Source organism: Dyella subtropica, from assembly GCF_026283965.1.
Classification (GTDB): domain Bacteria; phylum Pseudomonadota; class Gammaproteobacteria; order Xanthomonadales; family Rhodanobacteraceae; genus Dyella_D; species Dyella_D subtropica.
Genome location: NZ_JAPDPD010000028.1, coordinates 19016 through 38725 on the forward strand (window position 1 = coordinate 19016; position 19710 = coordinate 38725).

19 protein-coding genes and 4 tRNA genes are annotated in these 19710 nt (G+C 63.2%); 16 read left to right on the forward strand and 7 right to left on the reverse strand.

The window, feature by feature from the left end:
* Positions 1-76 precede the first annotated feature (76 nt).
* Entirely contained in the window at positions 77-2668 is a 2592-nt protein-coding gene (gene acnB, locus OUZ45_RS19280) for a bifunctional aconitate hydratase 2/2-methylisocitrate dehydratase (RefSeq protein WP_266171950.1), read from the forward strand.
* Positions 2669-2767: 99 nt separating this feature from the next.
* The gene (locus OUZ45_RS19285; RefSeq protein WP_266171951.1) at positions 2768-3685 is read left to right on the forward strand and encodes a LysR family transcriptional regulator; all 918 of its coding nucleotides are present in this window, start codon (positions 2768-2770) and stop codon (positions 3683-3685) included.
* Between the two features lie 88 nt (positions 3686-3773).
* Here the strand turns inward: OUZ45_RS19285 and hflD are convergent, their stop codons facing one another.
* The 3 genes from hflD to OUZ45_RS19300 are packed head-to-tail and all read right to left on the reverse strand — an operon-like array spanning position 3774 to position 6029.
* On the reverse strand, positions 3774-4397 hold the full coding sequence (gene hflD, locus OUZ45_RS19290; protein WP_266171953.1) for a high frequency lysogenization protein HflD: 624 nt from the start codon (positions 4395-4397) through the stop codon (positions 3774-3776).
* 10 nt (positions 4398-4407) lie between these two features.
* On the reverse strand, positions 4408-5541 hold the full coding sequence (mnmA, locus tag OUZ45_RS19295) for a tRNA 2-thiouridine(34) synthase MnmA (RefSeq protein ID WP_323137583.1): 1134 nt from the start codon (positions 5539-5541) through the stop codon (positions 4408-4410).
* Positions 5538-6029 (reverse strand): NUDIX hydrolase, encoded by a 492-nt coding sequence (locus tag OUZ45_RS19300; RefSeq protein WP_266171954.1) that lies wholly within the window; start codon positions 6027-6029, stop codon positions 5538-5540. Before OUZ45_RS19300 ends, mnmA begins: the two co-directional genes overlap by 4 nt.
* Before the next feature lie 186 nt (positions 6030-6215).
* On the opposite strand from OUZ45_RS19300, the gene clpS reads away from it, so the two are divergent.
* The gene (gene clpS / locus OUZ45_RS19305; RefSeq protein ID WP_266171983.1) at positions 6216-6542 is read left to right on the forward strand and encodes an ATP-dependent Clp protease adapter ClpS; all 327 of its coding nucleotides are present in this window, start codon (positions 6216-6218) and stop codon (positions 6540-6542) included.
* A 63-nt stretch (positions 6543-6605) separates the two neighbouring features.
* Complete coding sequence (gene clpA / locus OUZ45_RS19310; protein ID WP_266171955.1) at positions 6606-8876, forward strand: ATP-dependent Clp protease ATP-binding subunit ClpA; 2271 nt, start codon at positions 6606-6608, stop codon at positions 8874-8876.
* Positions 8877-9011: 135 nt separating this feature from the next.
* On the opposite strand, the gene infA is transcribed toward clpA, so the two are convergent.
* Both infA and OUZ45_RS19320 read right to left on the reverse strand, forming a co-directional pair.
* Positions 9012-9230: a translation initiation factor IF-1 gene (gene infA / locus OUZ45_RS19315; RefSeq protein ID WP_019466733.1), complete on the reverse strand. Its 219-nt coding sequence runs from the start codon at positions 9228-9230 to the stop codon at positions 9012-9014.
* Between the two features lie 83 nt (positions 9231-9313).
* Entirely contained in the window at positions 9314-9589 is a 276-nt protein-coding gene (locus OUZ45_RS19320) for a polyhydroxyalkanoic acid system family protein (RefSeq protein ID WP_266171956.1), read from the reverse strand.
* Positions 9590-9690: 101 nt separating this feature from the next.
* On the opposite strand from OUZ45_RS19320, the gene OUZ45_RS19325 reads away from it, so the two are divergent.
* From OUZ45_RS19325 to OUZ45_RS19380, 12 genes are all read left to right on the forward strand, one after another.
* A complete protein-coding gene (locus OUZ45_RS19325) occupies positions 9691-10458 on the forward strand; it encodes an FHA domain-containing protein (protein ID WP_266171957.1) in 768 nt (255 codons plus the stop codon).
* 77 nt (positions 10459-10535) lie between these two features.
* Entirely contained in the window at positions 10536-11621 is a 1086-nt protein-coding gene (gene serC, locus OUZ45_RS19330) for a 3-phosphoserine/phosphohydroxythreonine transaminase (RefSeq protein WP_266171958.1), read from the forward strand.
* 84 nt (positions 11622-11705) lie between these two features.
* A complete protein-coding gene (gene pheA / locus OUZ45_RS19335) occupies positions 11706-12818 on the forward strand; it encodes a prephenate dehydratase (RefSeq protein ID WP_266171959.1) in 1113 nt (370 codons plus the stop codon).
* Between the two features lie 43 nt (positions 12819-12861).
* Positions 12862-14169 (forward strand): 3-phosphoshikimate 1-carboxyvinyltransferase, encoded by a 1308-nt coding sequence (aroA, locus tag OUZ45_RS19340; RefSeq protein WP_266171960.1) that lies wholly within the window; start codon positions 12862-12864, stop codon positions 14167-14169.
* A 61-nt stretch (positions 14170-14230) separates the two neighbouring features.
* Positions 14231-15007 (forward strand): 3-deoxy-manno-octulosonate cytidylyltransferase, encoded by a 777-nt coding sequence (gene kdsB, locus OUZ45_RS19345; RefSeq protein WP_266171961.1) that lies wholly within the window; start codon positions 14231-14233, stop codon positions 15005-15007.
* Positions 15004-15471 carry a low molecular weight protein-tyrosine-phosphatase gene (locus OUZ45_RS19350; RefSeq protein WP_266171962.1) on the forward strand — a complete coding sequence of 156 codons (468 nt, stop codon included), beginning with the start codon at positions 15004-15006 and terminating at the stop codon, positions 15469-15471. Before kdsB ends, OUZ45_RS19350 begins: the two co-directional genes overlap by 4 nt.
* Before the next feature lie 48 nt (positions 15472-15519).
* Complete coding sequence (gene uvrC / locus OUZ45_RS19355) at positions 15520-17346, forward strand: excinuclease ABC subunit UvrC (protein WP_266171963.1); 1827 nt, start codon at positions 15520-15522, stop codon at positions 17344-17346.
* 41 nt (positions 17347-17387) lie between these two features.
* A complete protein-coding gene (gene pgsA, locus OUZ45_RS19360; protein ID WP_266171984.1) occupies positions 17388-17996 on the forward strand; it encodes a CDP-diacylglycerol--glycerol-3-phosphate 3-phosphatidyltransferase in 609 nt (202 codons plus the stop codon).
* Positions 17997-18053: 57 nt separating this feature from the next.
* A tRNA-Gly gene (locus OUZ45_RS19365) sits at positions 18054-18129 on the forward strand.
* 155 nt (positions 18130-18284) lie between these two features.
* Positions 18285-18360 (forward strand) — tRNA-Gly (locus OUZ45_RS19370).
* 80 nt (positions 18361-18440) lie between these two features.
* Positions 18441-18514: transfer RNA gene (locus tag OUZ45_RS19375), tRNA-Cys, on the forward strand.
* Positions 18515-18699: 185 nt separating this feature from the next.
* Positions 18700-18786, forward strand: a tRNA-Leu gene (locus OUZ45_RS19380).
* A 68-nt stretch (positions 18787-18854) separates the two neighbouring features.
* Here OUZ45_RS19380 and OUZ45_RS19385 read toward each other — a convergent pair.
* On the reverse strand, positions 18855-19127 hold the full coding sequence (locus OUZ45_RS19385) for a site-specific integrase (protein ID WP_266171964.1): 273 nt from the start codon (positions 19125-19127) through the stop codon (positions 18855-18857).
* A 303-nt stretch (positions 19128-19430) separates the two neighbouring features.
* On the reverse strand, positions 19431-19616 hold the full coding sequence (locus tag OUZ45_RS19390) for a hypothetical protein (protein ID WP_266171965.1): 186 nt from the start codon (positions 19614-19616) through the stop codon (positions 19431-19433).
* Positions 19617-19710: the final 94 nt, after the last annotated feature.

Sequence of the window (19710 nt, forward strand, 5' to 3'; positions counted from 1 at the left end):
GCATGAGGACAAGGTCTTTGCCCTTGTTCGCACTCAGGCGACCGCCGCCCCTTTCGCCATTCACAGGACGAATCACATGCTCAACGCCTATCGCCAACACGTCGCCGAGCGCGCCGCGCTGGGAATCCCCGCGCTGCCGTTGTCGGCCCAGCAGACCGCCGACCTGATCGAGCTGCTGAAGAATCCGCCCGCAGGCGAAGAGGCATTCCTGGTTGACCTGATCACTCATCGCGTGCCGGCCGGCGTGGACGATGCCGCCAAGGTCAAGGCTTCGTACCTGGCCGCCGTGGCATTCGGCACCGAGAAGTGCGCGCTGATCAGCCGCGAGAAGGCCACCGAGCTGCTGGGCACCATGCTGGGCGGCTACAACATCCATCCGCTGGTCGAGCTGCTGGACGACGCGCAGGTCAGCGGCATCGCCGCCGAGGCGCTGAAGAAAACCCTGCTGATGTTCGACGCCTTCCACGACGTCAAGGACAAGGCCGACAAGGGTAATGCCAACGCCAAGTCCGTGCTGCAGAGCTGGGCCGACGCCGAGTGGTTCACCAGCCGTCCGGAAGTGCCGCAGAGCCTGACCATCACCGTGTTCAAGGTGCCGGGCGAGACCAACACCGACGACTTGTCGCCGGCGCCCGACGCCACCACGCGTCCGGACATCCCGATGCACGCGCTGGCGATGCTGAAGAACAAGCGCGACGGCGCGCCGTTCCAGCCGGAAGAAGACGGCAAGCGCGGTCCGATCCAGCAGATCCTCGATCTCAAGAACAAGGGCCATCTAGTGGCCTATGTCGGCGACGTGGTCGGCACGGGTTCCAGCCGCAAGTCGGCGACCAACTCGGTGCTGTGGTGGACCGGTGAGGACATCCCGTTCATCCCCAACAAGCGCTTCGGCGGCGTGTGCCTGGGCAGCAAGATCGCTCCGATCTTCTACAACACCATGGAAGATGCCGGCGCGCTGCCGATCGAACTCGACGTCTCCAAGATGGAGATGGGCGATGTGGTCGAGCTGCGTCCTTATGATGGCAAGGCGCTGAAGAACGGCGAAGTGATCGCCGAGTTCCAGGTGAAGTCCGACGTGCTGTTCGACGAAGTGCGCGCCGGTGGCCGCATTCCGCTGATCATCGGCCGCGGCCTGACCGCGAAGGCGCGCGAGGCGCTGGGCCTGCCGGCGTCGAACCTGTTCCGCCTGCCGCAGAACCCGGTCGACACTGGCAAGGGCTTCACTCTGGCGCAGAAGATGGTTGGCCGCGCCTGTGGCTTGGCGGAAGGCCAGGGCGTGCGTCCTGGCACCTATTGCGAGCCGAAGATGACCTCGGTGGGTTCGCAAGACACCACCGGCCCGATGACCCGCGACGAACTGAAAGACCTGGCCTGCCTGGGCTTCTCGGCTGACCTGGTGATGCAGTCGTTCTGCCACACCGCGGCGTATCCGAAGCCGGTCGACGTCAAGACCCACCACGAGCTGCCGGCCTTCATCTCCACCCGCGGTGGCATCAGCCTGCGTCCGGGTGATGGCGTGATCCATTCCTGGCTCAACCGCATGCTGCTGCCGGATACCGTCGGCACCGGCGGCGACAGCCACACGCGTTTCCCGATCGGTATTTCGTTCCCGGCCGGCTCAGGCCTGGTCGCCTTCGCGGCGGCTACCGGCGTGATGCCGCTGGATATGCCGGAGTCGGTGCTGGTGCGATTCAAGGGCGAGTTGCAGCCGGGCGTGACGCTGCGCGACCTGGTCAATGCGATCCCGCTCTACGCGATCAAGCAGGACCTGCTCACCGTCGCCAAGCAAGGCAAAAAGAACATCTTCTCCGGCCGCATCCTGGAAATCGAAGGTCTGCCGAACCTGAAGGTGGAGCAGGCGTTCGAGCTATCCGACGCCTCGGCTGAGCGTTCGGCCGCCGGTTGCACCGTGCACCTCAACAAGGAACCGATCATCGAGTACCTCAACTCGAACATCACCTTGCTCAAGTACATGATTGCCCAGGGTTACCAGGACGCCCGCAGCCTGCATCGTCGCATCAAGGCGATGGAAGCCTGGCTGGCCAACCCGCAGCTGATGGAGCGCGATGCGGATGCCGAGTACGCCGCCGTGATCGAGATTGATCTGGCCGACGTGCACGAGCCGATCGTGGCGTGCCCGAACGACCCGGACGACGTGAAGACCCTGACCGACGTGGCCGGTGCGACCATCGATGAGGTGTTCATCGGTTCGTGCATGACGAATATTGGTCATTTCCGGGCAGCGTCGAAGCTGCTGGAAGGTAAGCGCGACATCCCGACCAAGTTGTGGGTGGCCCCGCCGACCAAGATGGACCAGAAGCAGCTGACTGAGGAAGGCCACTACGGCGTGCTCGGCACGGCCGGCGCGCGCATGGAAATGCCGGGTTGCTCGCTGTGCATGGGCAACCAGGCACAGGTGCGCGAGGGTGCCACGGTGTTCTCCACTTCCACCCGCAACTTCCCGAACCGTCTGGGCAAGAACTCCAACGTGTACCTGGGTTCGGCCGAGCTGGCCGCGATCTGCTCGCGTCTGGGCCGCATCCCGACCAAGGCGGAGTACATGACCGACATCGGCGTGATCAATGCCAATGGCGACAAGATCTACCAGTACATGAACTTCGACCAGATCGAAGACTTCAAGCAGGTCGCCGATACCGTCGAAGCCTGAGCTATCTGGTGAGTTGAACGCGAAGCCCGGCCCTGTGCCGGGCTTCGTCGTTTATGCTTTGCCCGGTTCCACGACGGGGCAGGGCAGCGAGGCGGCAGGATGATTTCGACCCATTTATCGGTAGTCTCGCTGCGCGACCTGACCCTGGTGCAGGCGGTGCGGCGACATGGCAGCTTCAACAGCGCGGCCCGCGCCATGCACATTAGTCCGTCCGGTCTGTCGCATCAGGTGCAGAAGGTGGAGCAGGCGCTGGGCACACCTTTGTTCGAGCGTGGCGGCCGGCGCATCGTGCCCACCGCTGGCGGTCAACGGTTGCTGGAGCAGATCGATGCGGTGTTGGTGGCCGCCGAGCATCTGCAACAGGCGGCGCGTGCTGGCGAAGTGGCCTTCGGTGGTGAGTTGCGTCTCGGCGTGCTGGCCACGCTGGGGCCGTATCTGCTGCCACATCTGATCGCGCCGTTCCCTCAGCATTTCCCGGCCGCGACATTGAGCCTGTCCGAGGGCAAACCGCGCGGTTTGCTACGTCGTCTGCATGAGGGCGAGCTGGATGCAGTGCTGGCTCCACCGGCACCCGCCGTCAGCGGTATCGCCATGCGACCGCTTTTTTTCGAGCCCTGGGAAGTGATGCTGCGTGCCGATCACCCTCTGGCCGGCCGCCGCAGCGTGGCGCTGGAACAACTGGACGCCAAAGAGGCGACGCTGATGACGGAGAGCCATGCCGATCACGTGCTAGGTGGCGGCCATGTGCAGGATGTCAGCCTGGAAAGCCTGGCTGCGCTGGTAGGTTTGCGTGGCGGCTACGCCTTGGTGCCCGCCCTGGCTCACGATCGTCTGGCTTCGACGCCGGATATTGCGCTTGCAAAGATCAAGGGACAGGCGCCGGGGCGGGAGATCGCGCTCTATTGGCGCGAAGCTTCTCCATGGCATGGTGACCTGCAGGCGTTTGCCGAGTTGCTGCGCAAGCTGGCTAAGCAGCGGCCGGGCCTCAAGCTAATCGAAACATCGAAACCGCTGTAGGAGCGCACCCTGTGCGCGACAGGCCTTCGGAGCAAGCGTTCCAGATGTCCGGTCGCCCACAGGGTGGGCTCCTCCAGCAAGGCTCGATCTAGCCGTTATCGAGGGTGGCTCCCGTCAACAACCCCCGTGCCAACATGCTGCATTGACGCCGATACAACAGCAGCTGCCACTGGCGACCACCGACCTGACGCCACAGCACGGCCGAGCGCACGGCAGCGAGGAGGCTGGTGCGCACTTTTTCTACCACGTTCGATTGCTGCAGCTGTTGCGGATTGCCGGTGACCATCACGCGCGGCTTGAGTGTAGACAGGGTGGATGCGTACAGCTCGGCCAGGCGCTTGATGACCTGCGGCGAGTCCTTGCCAAAGTGCTCCACCTGGCGCTGTGCGGACACAATGCCTTGCTGCAGGTCGCCGAGCAGCGAGCCATGTCGAGCCAGGCTGCGCTCCAGACGCATCACCGTTACCGCCATGCGGGTGATGGCCATGTCGCGGCCGGTTTCGTCCAATTGGGAAATCAGATTGCGCAGACCCAGCCGTACACCAGCGACATCGCCATAGACGCCTACCACCGATGGCGCATCAATGCGAAACACGCTGCCCAGGCTGGCCTCGAAAGCGCCCTCGTCGCAGCGCCCCTCGTTTGCCAGCTGCTGCGCCAGGGCGGTGGCCTGAAACAGGCCGGCGAGGGCGAGCACGCGCTCTTCATTCATGGCAAAGGTTTCAAACACGTTGGACGGACTCTTCTGCGGGGTCAGGGGCGGCGTTCCAGCCGCCGTAGCGGGCATCGGTGCAGGCGATCACGGCGCCGCCCAGACAGGCGTCGCCGTCGTAAAACACCACGGACTGACCAGGGGTGACGGCGCGCTGGGGCTCCTCGAACAGTACCTCGATGCCGTCGCCGACAAGGCGCACGGTGCAGCTCTGGTCCTGCTGGCGATAGCGGGTCTTGGCGGTGCAGCGAAATTCGGTACCCGGCGCTTCGCCGGCGACCCAATGTGGCATCTCGGCGCGCAGACGGTGCGAGTACAGCCAATGATTCTCGCCGCCCTGGGCGACATAAAGCACATTGGCCGCGACATTTTTGCCCACCACGTACCAGGCCTCGCCGCTGGCGCCATGGCGCCCGCCAATGCCCAGGCCGTTGCGCTGGCCCAGCGTGTAATACATGACACCTTGGTGCTGACCGATCAGCTCGCCTTCGGGGGTGCGCATTTCACCGGGACGGGCAGGGATGTACTGGCCGAGGAATTCGCGAAAGTCGCGTTCGCCAATAAAGCAGATTCCGGTGGAATCCTTCTTGGCGTGCGTAGGCAGGGCGGCGTCCAGCGCCATGCGGCGCACTTGGGACTTCTCGATCTCGCCCACCGGAAACAGGGTGGCCGCGAGTTGCTCCTGACCCAGCGCGTGCAGGAAATAGGTCTGGTCCTTGGCGGCGTCGACCGCGCGCAGCAGGCGGTAACGGCCGTCTTTGAAATCGACGCGGGCGTAGTGGCCGGTGGCGATCTTCTCCGCGCCCAGGGCGCGCGCGTCGTCCAGGAACGTCTTGAACTTGATTTCGCGATTGCACAGCACGTCCGGATTGGGCGTGCGGCCGGCGCGGTATTCGGCGAGGAAGTGTTCGAACACGCCGTCCCAGTACTCGGCGGCGAAGTTGCGGGCGTGGAAGGGAATATCCAGTCGGCCGCACACGGCGACGGCGTCTTTGCGATCGGCGTCGGCAGTGCAAGGACCGTCACGATCGTCCTCTTCCCAGTTCTGCATGAACAGGCCCTCGACCTGATGGCCGGCCCGTTGCAGCAGGAGGGCGGCGACCGAGGAATCCACGCCGCCGGAGATGCCCAGCATCACCTTCACGGGTAACGGTCCGCCGGCAGCAGACTGCCGAGCACGGACAACGGTACGCGCTGTCCGGTAAGCCATGTATCGATGCTTTGCAGTACCAGCGGAGTGCGCACCTGATGGCCCAGTGCGGCGATTTCCGCGCGGGTCAGCCACAAGGCGCGGCGAATGCCTTTGTCCAGCGGGCGCTGTGGGTCGTGGCTGAAGGCGCGGGCGGCGAAACTGAAACGCAGCACGCTCTCGCCATGCTCGGTGCTGCGCCACTGGTTCACGCTGACGAGGTATTCGAGGCTGACCGTCCAGCCGGTTTCCTCAAGTGTCTCGCGCACGGCAGCGCTGGCGAGGCTTTCGCCGTCCTCGAGATGGCCGGCCGGCTGGTTATAGGCGATGCGGCCGTTCACTTCTTCTTCCACCATCAGGTAGCGGTCGCCATCGGCAACCACGCAGGCCACCGTGACACGGGGGCACCAGACGGTTGAGGGAGATGCCTTGGTGTCGTTCATGGGCGTTGATATGGCGCCGACAGCGGCACTGGAAAAGGTGTCATTGTGCCATTACCTGAGAGGATTGGCCGCGCACGGAGCCCAGCCCCTGTTTACGATCTCGACGCGGACTACGTGGAGTTCGTAAACAGGCTCTCCACCATGTCCAGCGGTATACTCCTCACCAAGATCCAGCATCCAGAAACCATGGCGCACGAACCCGAACACGAGCAAGGTCAGGAACACGGCTTGGCGCTGGAAACCTCCCGTCCGGAGGTCGCCCGCCCACCCTTATTTCAGGTGGTCCTGATCAACGACGATTTCACCCCGATGGATTTCGTGGTGGAAGTGCTCCGCAGCTTCTTCAGCCTGGACCAGGAACAAGCGGTACAGGTCATGCTTCATGTACATACCCGTGGCAAGGGTGTGTGCGGCGTGTTTACCAGGGAGGTGGCCGAGACCAAGGTGACTCAGGTGAACGAATATTCACGTGCTCATCAGCATCCGTTGTTGTGCACTATGGAAAAGCTCTGAGCGACCCCATTTCGTGGTCATCGCGGCATTTGCCGCCCTGCCATTCAAGCGGAGAAGGTCCGGATGTTTAGCAAGGATCTCGAAGTCACCATCGGCCAGTGCTACAAGCAGGCCCGCGAGCAGCGCCACGAATTCATGACGGTGGAGCATCTGCTGCTAGCGCTCACCGAAAACCAGTCAGCCCTGGGTGCCTTGCGCGCCTGCGGCGTCGACCTGCCGCGCCTGACCCACGAGTTGGAAAAGATCATCGCCGAGACCGTGCCGGTATTGCCGCACGGCGACGAGCGGGATACCCAGCCCACGTTGGGTTTCCAGCGCGTATTGCAGCGGGCGGTCTACCACGTACAGTCCTCCGGCCGTAAGGAGGTCACCGGTGCCAATGTGCTGGTGGCGATTTTCGGTGAGAAGGATTCGCATGCCGTGTACTTCCTGCACCAGCAGGAAATTACCCGCCTCGACGTGGTGAATTACATCTCGCACGGCATTGCCAAGATTGGCGATGAGCCGTCTGCCAGCATGCCGAGTAGCGAACGCGACGGTGAAGAGGGTGGCGAGCCCAAGGGCAACCCGCTCAGCGAGTACGCCAGCAACCTCAATGAGCTCGCGCTGGAAGGCAAGATCGACCCGTTGATCGGCCGGCAGGACGAGATCGAACGCACCATCCAGGTGTTGTGCCGCCGCCGCAAGAACAACCCGCTCTACGTTGGTGAGGCTGGCGTCGGCAAGACAGCCCTGGCCGAAGGTCTGGCCAAGCGCATTGTCGACGGCGACGTGCCGGAAGTGCTGGAAAATTCCACCATCTGGTCGCTGGACCTCGGCGCCCTGGTGGCCGGCACCAAGTACCGTGGTGATTTCGAGAAGCGCCTGAAAGCGGTGATCTCCCAGCTGAAGAAGCAGTCGGGCGCGATTCTGTTCATCGATGAAATCCACACCATCATCGGTGCGGGCTCGGCTTCGGGCGGCACCATGGATGCCTCGAACCTGATCAAGCCGATGCTGGCCTCCGGCGAGTTGCGCTGCATCGGTTCGACCACCTTCCAGGAATTCCGCGGCATCTTCGAAAAAGACCGCGCGCTGGCCCGCCGCTTCCAGAAGATCGACGTGGTCGAGCCGACTGTGGCCGACAGCATCGAGATTCTCAAAGGCCTGCGCTCGCGTTTCGAAGAACACCACAACGTCGTTTACACCAATGAGTCGCTGAAGGCGGCGGTAGACCTGTCGGTCAAGCACATTCCCGACCGTCTGCTTCCGGACAAGGCCATCGACGTGATCGATGAGGCTGGCGCCCGCCAGCGCCTGCTGCCGGTCGATCAGCGCACCGGCAAGATCGACGTGCCGGAAGTGGAATACATCGTCGCCAAGATGGCGCGTATCCCGGCTAAGCAGGTCTCTGCGTCCGACCGCGATGTGCTGAGGAACCTGGAGCGCAATCTGAAGATGGTGGTGTTCGGCCAGGATGCGGCGATCGAGGCGCTGTCGGCCTCGATCAAGATGGCGCGTTCCGGGCTGGCCGATCCGTCCAAGCCGATTGGCTGCTTCCTACTGGCTGGCCCCACTGGCGTCGGCAAGACTGAGGTCACCCGTCAGCTGGCGATGCAGCTGGGCATAGAGATGATCCGCTTCGACATGTCCGAGTACATGGAAGCGCACTCCGTCTCCCGCCTGGTCGGCGCACCTCCGGGCTACGTGGGCTTCGATCAGGGCGGCCTGTTGACCGAGGCGGTGACTAAGCATCCGCATGCGGTGCTGTTGTTGGACGAAATCGAGAAGGCGCATCCGGATGTGTACAACATCCTGCTGCAGGTGATGGATCGCGGCGTGCTGACCGACACCAACGGTCGCGAGGCGAACTTCAAGAATGTGGTGCTGGTGATGACCACCAATGCCGGTGCGCAGCAGGCGTCGCGTCGCGGCATCGGTTTCGTCAAGCAGAACCATTCGATGGATGCGATGGAAGTGATTCGCCGCACCTTCACGCCGGAGTTCCGCAACCGTCTTGACGCGGTGATCCAGTTCAACGCGCTGGATTTCGAACACATCCTGCGTGTGGTCGACAAGTTCCTGATCGAACTGGAGTCGCAGCTGACCGAGAAGCACGTCAGCCTGGATGTGGACGCCGAAGCCCGCCATTGGCTGGCCGAACATGGCTTCGATCCGCAGATGGGCGCCCGCCCGATGTCTCGTGTGATCCAGGAGAAGGTAAAGCGCGCGCTGGCCGACGAACTGCTGTTCGGCAAACTGTCGGAGGGTGGCAAGGTGAGGCTGAGCGTGCTCGACGGCGAGCTGAAGGTAGAAACCGAGGCAGCGGAAAAATTGCCGGCCGTGGTCTCCTGACACGATCGCCAGGCAAACGAAAAGGCCGCGCTAACAGCGCGGCCTTTTCGTATTTGTAGGAGCGCACCTTGTGCGCGATCCCGGTGTGATACTGCTCCGTAGGCTATTCGCGCACAGGGTGCGCTCCTACGGGCATCACTTCATGCGGTACGTGATACGACCCTTGGTCAGGTCGTACGGAGTCATCTCCACCTTCACCTTGTCGCCGGTGAGGATGCGGATGTAATGCTTGCGCATGCGACCGGAGATATGGGCGGTGATCACGTGCCCGTTTTCCAGCTGCACGCGGAACATGGTGTTGGGCAGGGTCTCTTGGACCGTGCCTTCCATTTCGATGACGTCGTCTTTGGCCATGCGTTCCGGTCGGTGAGTGTGCAGCCGTCATGGCCGCTTAAGCGGTCGATTATGCCACGGAAGTTCGAATGGTTAAAGAATCATCAGCTGAAGTGCTCATCGAGCTTGCGCCGGATCTCCTGCTCGACCATGCCCTTCAGTGGGGCCAGCATCATGCCCAGCTCCGCCGTGACCTGGATGGCGTCGCCGCTGACCGCAATGGAGCCATTCACTCCGGGCCGGGAGAAACTCAGCGTATCACCCTGCCAATGCCCCTCCATACCGAACTTCTCATGCATGCGTGCAGCCACTTTTTCGACCACGGCGCGGGCCTCGGCGATGGAAAGCTGGTGCGGGCGGCGGATGTCGATCTTGGGCATGAGATGAAGTCCAGGCGGTAAAGCCGTAGATAGTAAGCCAATCTTTATCGGACTGTTCCCATCATCTGTTAGAGTCCCGCCGTCTATTGACTGGTTCACAGATGCGTATCGAGTTCTCCAATTCGGCCCGCGAGGATTTCCGCTGGGAGCAGCCTCTGCTGAGGATCGGCAGTGCGCCTGACAACGATTTGGTCCTCGCCGCCCATCAGGCGGGCAGCCATCATTTGCGCATCCAACAGGATCGCCGCGGTTGGGTATTGCAGGTGCTACCCCAGGGCAATCGCATCTACGTAAACGCGCGTCCGGTACGCGAGTGCGCCCTGCTGCGTCCTGGCGACATCCTGAGCGTGGGCGACTGCCGCATGTTATTGCGCTCGGACGATGAGCCCACCGCGCGCGCGCCGATCAGCGTGCCTCCACTGGAGCGTTGCATCGTCGCGTTGCGCGCCGTGGCCGGACCGCTATCGGGGCGCGTACTGCCTCTGCAGGACAAGCTGGAGCTGGGGTCTTTGGGGCGCTACCCGCTGGAGCTGCCGCAGGGTGAAAGCGCATCGCTGCGGCTGGTATGGCGCGACAGCCAGCTATGGCTCGAGACGATGCAGGCCTCGGCGCGCTATCCGCTGCGCGTCAACGGCGTCGTTGTGGAACAGGTTGCCCTGCAGCCCGGTGACCAGATAGGCCTCGCCATGCATCGTTTTGTACTGGATGCACCGGGCATGGAACCGGAGCCTGAGATCACGATGCCCGAGCCAGCACCAGAACACTTGCCCGAAGAAGACGCTGGCCCGCGCGGCGAAGTGTGGTGGTTGATCGTCACTGCCGCAGTGCTTGCGTTGGGTATTGCTTTGATCTTGCTCGTTCGTTTCTAGGGCAACCATTTCTCGGTTGACCTTGGGTTGCTGCGCCGCGCCATAATGCTGGGATTACCCCCCAAGAGGCGTCGTCTGTGAGCAGGGTTTGGAATTTCAGTGCAGGACCGGCCGCTATCCCCACGGCGGTGCTCGAACGCGCACAGCGCGAGTTGCTGGACTGGAATGGCAGCGGTGCTTCCGTAATGGAGCTGTCCCATCGCGGCAAGCTGTTTATCGCGCTGGCCCAGCAGGCCGAGGCCGATCTGCGCGAGCTGATGGGCATTCCGAACGACTATGCCGTGCTGTTCTTGCAGGGCGGCGCTACCCAGCATTTTGCGCAGATTCCGATGAACCTGGCGGGTGAGGGCGATAGCGCCGATTACATCGTCAACGGTCATTGGGGCGAGAAGGCTGCCAATGAAGCGGCGCCGTATCTGCGCGTGAACATTGCTGCCAGCAGCAAGGCCGAGCAGTACCTGCGTCTGCCGCCGCGCGAATCGTGGCAGCTCGATCCAGGTGCCGCTTATGTGCACTACACGCCGAACGAGACGATCCACGGCGTGGAATACCGCGATATTCCGGATGTCGGCGAGGTGCCGCTGGTGGCGGATTTCTCTTCCAATATTCTGTCCGAACCGCTCGATGTCAGCCGCTTCGGGCTGATCTATGCCGGTGCGCAAAAGAACATCGGTCCGTCGGGCCTGGTCGTGATGGTGATCCGCCGCGATCTGCTGCAGCGCGCCTCGCGGCCGATGGCCAAGATCTTCCGCTATGCCGAGCAGGCGGCGAACGACTCCATGCTCAACACACCCAACACCTGGGGCTGGTATCTCGCTGGGCTGACCTTCCAATGGCTGAAGGAGCAGGGTGGCGTTGCCGCGATGGCCGAACGCAACCGCACCAAGGCGGAGCTGCTCTATCAGGCCATCGATGGCTCCAGCGGCTACTACCGTAACCCGGTGGATGTCCCGGCGCGCTCGCGCATGAATGTGCCCTTCACTCTGCACGACAGCGCGCTCGATGCGGATTTCCTGAAGGAGTCCGACGCAGCGGGGTTGATTGGATTGAAGGGACACAAAGCGCTGGGCGGCATGCGCGCCTCGCTCTACAACGCCGTGCCGGTCGAGGCCGTGGAAGCGCTGGTCGGGTTCATGAAGGATTTCGCCGCGCGACACGGTTAAGTCGCTGCAGGGTGTCCTTTTCGGAATCGAATCGGGCACTATGCAGGAATCATTTGGACATCTTTACTCCCAGACAGCCAGACCATGACCGATCAGGACAAGACCGACCAGGGACAGACCGGTAGCTCGCTTTCGCAGGTGCGCGAACGGATCGATAGCATCGATCGCCACATCCAGGAACTCATTTCTGAGCGCGCCAATTGGGCGCAGGAAGTGGCTCGCGTGAAAGGCGAAGGCCTTTCGGCCATCGACTATTACCGCCCCGAGCGCGAGGCCCATGTGCTGCGTATGGTGGTGGATCGCAACCACGGCCCGCTGTCGGATGCCGAGATGGTGCGGTTGTTCCGCGAAATTATGTCCTCCTGCCTGGCGCAGGAAGACCCGCTCAAAGTCGGCTTCCTTGGCCCGGAAGGCACTTTCAGCGAGCAGGCTGTGCGCAAGCATTTCGGCCACGCCGCTTATGGCCTGCCGCTGGGCAGCATCGAGGAAGTGTTCCAGGAAGTCGCCGCGGGCCATGCCGATTTCGGCGTGGTGCCCGTGGAGAATTCCGGGCAGGGCATGATCCAGGTCACGCTGGACATGTTCCTCACCTCCGATGCCAAGATCTGCGGTGAAGTCGAGTTGCGTGTGCACCAGTGCCTGCACTCGCAGGGCGGTCGCATCGAGGACATCAAGCGCATTTACGCGCACGCGCAGTCGTTGCAGCAGTGCAAGACCTGGTTGCGCATCAACCTGCCGGGCGTGGAATCCATCGCGGTGAGCAGCAATGCCGAAGCGGCGCGTCTGGCACGTCACGCCGACGATGCCGCAGCCATCGCGGGCGAAACGGCGGGGCGTGTCTATGGCCTCAAGACGATCGCCAGCGCCATCGAAGATCGCGCGGACAACACCACGCGCTTCCTGGTCATCGGTCGCTCGCTGTTTCCACCGTCGGGCAACGACCGCACCTCGCTGCTGATCACCGTCAACGACAAGCCGGGCGCACTGTACGACGTGCTCAGCCCGTTCGCCTCGCATGGCGTAAGCCTCAACCGCATCGAGTCGCGCCCGGCCCATACGGGGAAATGGCAGTACGCCTTCTTCATCGACGTGTCCGGTCACGTTGAGGACGCGCCGATCCAGGCGGCCATGCAGGAAATGGGTGCCGCCGCAGCCAAGGTGCGTGTGCTCGGCTCCTACCCGGTGGCCTTGCCCTGACTGTTTTGTGGCGGCCGCGAGCGCCTGCCGCTGGAGATTCTTCGTGACTCGACTCGACTGGAATAGCCATCCCGGCCGCGCGCTGCAGGGCAGCGTGCGGGTGCCGGGCGACAAGTCCGTATCCCATCGTTCGCTGATGCTTTCCGCATTGGCGGATGGGCGTTCGCATATTCGCGGTTTCCTCGAAGGCGAGGACACCCGCGCCACCGCCGCCGTGCTGCAGCAGCTGGGCGTGCGTATCGAAACGCCAGCCGAAGGCGAGCGCGTGGTGCACGGCGTAGGGCTGCATGGTTTGCGCGGTACGACGCAGGCGCTGGATTGCGGCAATGCCGGCACTGGCATGCGTCTGCTGGCCGGCCTGCTGGCCGGCCAAGCCTTCGATAGCACGCTCGTCGGCGATGCCTCGTTGTCAAAGCGGCCCATGCGGCGCGTGACCGATCCCTTGGCTTTGATGGGTGCGCGTATCGATACGCAGGATGGCCTTCCGCCGCTGCGCGTGCATGGTGGGCAGCCGCTCAAGGGCATTGCTTATACGTTGCCGGTCGCCAGTGCGCAGGTGAAGTCGGCCTTGTTGCTGGCGGGTTTGTACGCCGATGGCGAGACCGAGGTGATCGAGCCGCATCCCACGCGCGATTACACCGAGCGCATGCTGGCTGCCTTTGGCTGGCCGATCGCTTTCGCCCCGGGGCGCGCACGTCTCACTGGGCGCCATAGCCTGAAGGCGACGAACGTCGACGTGCCCGCGGATTTCTCTTCGGCCGCTTTCTTCCTTGTAGCCGGCAGTATCGTGCCCGGCTCGGAACTTCGGCTGCCTGCGGTGGGGTTGAACCCGCGCCGCACCGGTTTGCTGCAGGCACTGCGCCTGATGGGCGCGGATATCCGCATCGAGAACGAGCGCGAGAGCGGTGGCGAGCCCGTGGGCGATCTGGTCGTGCGCCACGCGCAGCTGCATGGCGTCGAGCTGCCCGAAGCCCTGGTGCCGGACATGATCGACGAGTTCCCTGTGTTGTTCATCGCCGCTGCCGTGGCCGAAGGACGGACGGTGGTGCGCGGCGCGGCGGAGCTGCGCGTGAAGGAATCCGATCGCATTGCCACCATGGCGGCTGGTTTACGTGCCATCGGTGCGTCGATCGAGGAGACGCCGGATGGCGCCATCATCGACGGTGGCGCGCTCCGTGGCGGCGAAGTGGATAGCCATGGTGACCACCGCATCGCGATGAGTTTTGCAGTGGCCGGCCTGGTGGCGCAGAGCGCGATCCGTATCAAGGATTGCGACAACGTGGCCACCTCGTTCCCGGGCTTTCTTGAGCTGGCCAACGGCTGCGGTTTCGCGCTAGCCAAGGCCCGCTGAGCTGGCTCTCGTCTGCTTGGCGTGTTGCGGTTAGGCTTGGCGACTTCCGAACGAGGTCGCCATGTCCGCCACCGTACCGCCCTTTATTGTCGCCATCCCCGCCCGTTACGGTTCCACGCGTTTGCCGGCGAAGCCGTTGCGTGCGATCGATGGCGTGCCGATGGTGGTTCGCGTGGCGCAACGTGCGCTGCAGGCGGGCGCGGCCCAAGTGGTGGTGGCTGTTGACGATGCACGCATCGCCAACGCGCTGGCTGGGCAGGGTGTGGATGTCTGCATGACGCGCAGCGATCATGCTTCGGGCAGTGATCGTCTGGCCGAATGCGCAACGCACTATGGCTGGGCCGACCACGCCATCGTGGTGAATCTGCAGGGTGATGAGCCGTTCGCACCGGCCGCCGGTATTCGCGAAGTGGCTCGGGCTCTGGCGGAGGACGACGCGCCAGTCGCCACACTGGCCACGCCAATTACCGAGGCGCATGAGTTGTTCGATCCGAACGTGGTCAAGCTGGTTCGCGCCTCTAACGGGCGCGCGTTGTATTTCAGTCGTGCGCCTATGCCATGGGCGCGAGATGCTTTCGCCCTCAGTCACGATGCGTTGCCGGCCGACGTGCCGTTCCTGCGCCATATCGGCATTTATGCCTACCGCGCGGGCTTCCTGAAGCGCTATGCGAGCCTCAGTCGTACGCCGTTGGAGCAGGCTGAGTCGCTGGAGCAACTGCGCCTGATGGAGCACGGTCATGCCATCGCCGTGCGCCTCACGCCGGAGCCCTTCCCGCCGGGTATCGACACCGAGGCGGACCTGATACGCGCCGAACAGTGGTTGCGCAGCCAGGCATGAGTGCGCCGCGAGTGTTGTTTGTTTGCCTCGGCAATATCTGCCGCTCGCCTCTGGTTGAGGTCGTGGCGCGCAAGCGTTGTGTGGAGGCCGGGCTCGACGTGGTGGTTGCCTCTTGTGGCACGGGTTCCTGGCATGTGGGGAAGGGCGCTGATGAGCGGATGCGCCGCGCCGCCGCGGCAGCCGGCTTCGATCTCTCCGCGCATCGCGCACGTCAGCTGCGGCGATGTGACCTTGATGATTTCGACCTGGTGCTGGCGATGGATCAGGACAACCTGTATGGCGTGGAACGCCTTGCAACACCGCAGTCGCATGCGGAAACGGGGTTGTTTCTTGAGTGGAGCGGCGCCGCTCCGCCGGTCGAGTTTCCCGATCCGTACTTCGGGAGTGCCGATGGCTTCACTGAATCCGTCGCTCTGGCCGAGCGCGGAGTGGCCGGCCTGATCGAGCGTTTGCGTCATCGTTGATGCGGCATCGTGGAATGAAATCGAAGCAAACCGGCTAGAATTGCTCTCATGCAGCCCACCTCGTCGCAAGCCTTCGATGGCAAGGCTTTTGTCCGCACCCTGACCACTTCGCCCGGCGTCTACCGCTACTTCGACGCGGAGGGCGACCTGCTCTACGTCGGCAAGGCCGGCAACCTGAAAAAGCGCGTTGGCAGCTACTTCCTCAAGCCGAGGATGGAGCCGCGCATCGCCGCCATGGTGTCGCAGATCGCGCGGACGGAAATCACCGTGACGCGCACCGAGGGCGAGGCGCTGCTGCTGGAATCGCAGCTGATCAAGTCGCTCAAGCCGCGCTACAACATCCTGCTGCGCGACGACAAAAGTTATCCATATATCTATCTCTCCGGTGGTGAGGATTATCCGCGGCTGGCCTTCCACCGCGGTGCGCGCAACATGCCGGGGCGCTACTTCGGGCCGTACCCGAGCACGTTTGCCGTGCGCGAAAGCCTCAACCTGATGCAGAAGCTGTTCAAGGTGCGGCAGTGCGAGGACAGTTATTTCCGCAATCGTTCGCGTCCCTGCCTGCAACACCAGATTGGCCGCTGTACGGCGCCGTGCGTGCAGTTGATCACCGTGGACGATTACCGCAATGACGTACGCCATGCGGAGATGTTCCTAGAAGGACGGAGCAGCGCGGTGATCGACGAGTTGGCCGGCACGATGGACCAGGCGGCCAAGGCGCTGGAGTTTGAGCGTGCCGCGGCGATGCGCGACCAGGTCGCGGCCCTGCGCAAGTTGCAGGCACAGCATCATGTGCAGGGCGCCAGCGCGGACATGGACGTGATTGCCTGCCGCATCGAATCGGGCATGGCCTGCGTCAGTGTGTTGTTCTTCCGCAACGGCATCAGCCTGGGCACACGCGACTTCTTCCCGCGCCTGCCACTGGATGCGGAGCCGGCCGATGTGATGGCCCAGTTCATCGCGCAGTACTACCTGGATCGTCCCGTGCCGCGAGAGCTGATCCTGGGCGAGGCGGTGGCGGATCAGGCGATTCTGGCCGAGTTGCTGGCCCAGCAATCCGGCCATGCGGTGGATCTCAAATCCAGCGTGCGCGGCGAACGCGCGCGTTTCCTGCAGATGGCCGAGCGCAATGCGCAGGCGTCACTCACCGCGCGCCTGGCCAGTCGCCAAGCCCTCGGCGCTCGCTTCGACGATTTGCAGAAGCTGCTGGAGCTGGACGAATCGCCGCGCCGCATCGAGTGCTTCGACATCAGCCACACCATGGGCGAAGCTACCGTGGCTTCGTGCGTGGTGTTCGGGCCCGAGGGGCCGGAGAAGTCTCATTACCGCCGCTTCAATATCAGTGGGATCACGCCGGGCGACGACTATGCCGCCATGCATCAGGCGCTGACCCGCCGGTTCCGCAAGGTGGCGGAGGGCGAGGGCGCCTGTCCGGATATCTTGCTGATCGACGGCGGCAGCGGCCAGGTGGCGCAGGCGCTGGAGGTGCTGCGAGAGCTCGGCGTCAGCGGCGTCCATGTGGTGGGCGTGGCGAAAGGCCCCGGCCGGCGTGCCGGCGAGGAAACCCTGGTGCTGGCCGATTCGGGACGCAACCTGCATCCGGGGCCGGCGTCGCCGGCGCTGCATCTGGTGGCCGCGGTGCGTGATGAGGCCCACCGCTTCGCCATCAGCGGGCATCGCAAGCGCCGTGAGAAAGCACGCGAACGCAGCGTGCTGGAAGACGTCCAGGGCATCGGGGCGCGGCGGCGCACGGCCCTGCTCAAGGCCTTCGGCGGGCTTGCCGGTGTGGAGGCGGCGGGCGTGGAAGAGCTGATGCAGGTCAAGGGCATTGATCGCGGCCTGGCCGAACGCATTTATGCGGTGCTGCATGGCTGATGAGCGCGTGCGACACTGAGCCCATGAACGCGAAGGTACCTATGCGCATCAACCTGCCGACCTGGCTCACCCTGTTCCGCGTGGCGCTGCTGCCGGTGATGGTTGTGGTGTTCTATTGGCAATTTCCCGGCCACAACATCACGGCGGCGATCGTGTTCCTGCTGGCCGCCTTTACGGACTGGCTGGACGGCTATCTTGCCCGCCGCTTGAACATGGCCTCGGCCTTCGGCGCATTTCTCGACCCCGTGGCCGACAAGTTGATGGTCGCGGTCACGTTGTTCCTGCTGGTGGAGTCGCACCGCGGAGGCTGGCCGGGCATCCTGATGGCCGTAACGGCGGCGATCATCGTCGGTCGCGAAATCAGCGTCTCTGCCCTGCGCGAATGGATGGCCGAAATCGGCATGCGCGCCACGGTGAAAGTGGCCTTTGTCGGCAAGATGAAAACGGTGATGCAGATGATCGCGCTGGTGGTGCTGATCGTGCAGCACGAGAAGAGCGCCGAGGCGTTGCGGCTCTACCACATTGGCGAAGCATTGCTGGTCGTGGCAGGCGTGCTGACCATCTGGTCGGGCCTGCATTATCTGCGCGCGGCGTGGCCGATCCTGCGCGGGGAGCAGCCCCGTCGTGATCTTGCTGACGAAGACGCATAAGGTTTATTGCAGAGGCTTGACGACGCTTGTTTAGCCATTACAATGCGCGACTCCGATGCGGGAATAGCTCAGTTGGTAGAGCACGACCTTGCCAAGGTCGGGGTCGCGAGTTCGAGTCTCGTTTCCCGCTCCAGATTCAAAACAAAGCCCCGGCCTAGCCGGGGCTTTGTTGTTTTCAGTCCATGGAATCGGACTTATGGGCAGCCTGCGCAGATGTCCGAAATGTGAAAAAAACACATCGGGACTCTTCACAAATGCCGATGTTCTGCTATGATTTCTGACTCCGATGCGGGAATAGCTCAGTTGGTAGAGCACGACCTTGCCAAGGTCGGGGTCGCGAGTTCGAGTCTCGTTTCCCGCTCCAGTTTTCAGCAAAACCTCGGACTCCCGGGGTTTTGTTTTTTCAGCGAAGCGTGATCTTTCCGGTTACGATTCGTGCGCAATGGCCAGGTGGCAGAGTGGTCATGCAGCGGCCTGCAAAGCCGTGTACGCCGGTTCGATTCCGACCCTGGCCTCCATTGCGTAGTGGTTCGTTCGAACCAACAAAGCCCGCCGCGTTGCGGGCTTTTTGTTGCCTACCGCATGAGCTTTATTCATGCGGCAGGCTTGGTTACGGAAGCTTATGAACAAAGGTCTGCATGTTAGGATGCGGGCCGCCTGAATGGTGCCTCGGCGCGAAGTGTGTCCGTGTCACTGACTTCCTGCCCGGATGGCGAAATTGGTAGACGCAAGGGACTTAAAATCCCTCAGCCGCAAGGCTATGCGGGTTCGATTCCCGCTCCGGGCACCATTAAAATCAACAACTTACGATACTGGCCCGGTGTGCCAAAGGCCGCTGTGTAAAATTCGGTGTAAAAATCAGCGCCGTTTTCCGGGCTTACCGGGCACCGTCACGACCGGCAGCTCTTTGTCGTAGTCGTCGATCATCCGCTCCGATTTGTGTCCGCTGGCATGCTGCTTGTCGTGGCGCGTGCCCGGCGTATCGGTGATGTCCTTGCGCTTGTTGTCGTGGGTTCCGAAGCGTTGCCCCTCGGTGATCACGCCGGCCTCGATAGCCAGCTTTACCATTGCCTGCCACCGACTCTGGAACGTCCCAGGCTTCACCTGCGCGCCTTCCTGGGTGACCAGCACAATGCGATCCTTTGCATGGAGCTGCTGGGGGCATGCCCCGACGCTTCAAGATCAGCCGGCGCCGCTCGATTGCTGCATCCCACGCGGCACGGAGGCGCGGCGTCCAGGCGACGATATTGTCGCGACTGCCTTTGCGGCGGTTCGTGCGCAAGCCCTCGGGCAGCCCGGCATCTTCGGTGAGTGTGGTGACCTCAATGCTGCGGAGGCGGCAGAGGTACATCAGCTCCGCGCTCATCCAGAGATAGGGCGCAAGGCTGCCCTTGCGTTGCGACGTATAAGTGGCGCGCTCCTTCGCGAAGGTGATCAGGGCATCCCATGCGTCATTTTCTGGGAGGCGCTGGCGTTCCGCTCCTTCATCTGTTTGAGGCCCTTTACCGGGTTACGAGGCATCTTCCCGTAGCGCACGCCCCACGAGTAAATCAGGCGCACGTAGCGCATAAAGTGGTTTGCTTTGGTGGGCGTGCCTTCGTCCTTGGCGATGCGCGACACGAGCGCCCGATAGAGGGGGGGGCGAGCTTTGCCGCCGGCAGTGTGCCGAGCGGGCCAAGGCGCGTTTTCTGCTTTGAGGCGACATTCTGGTACT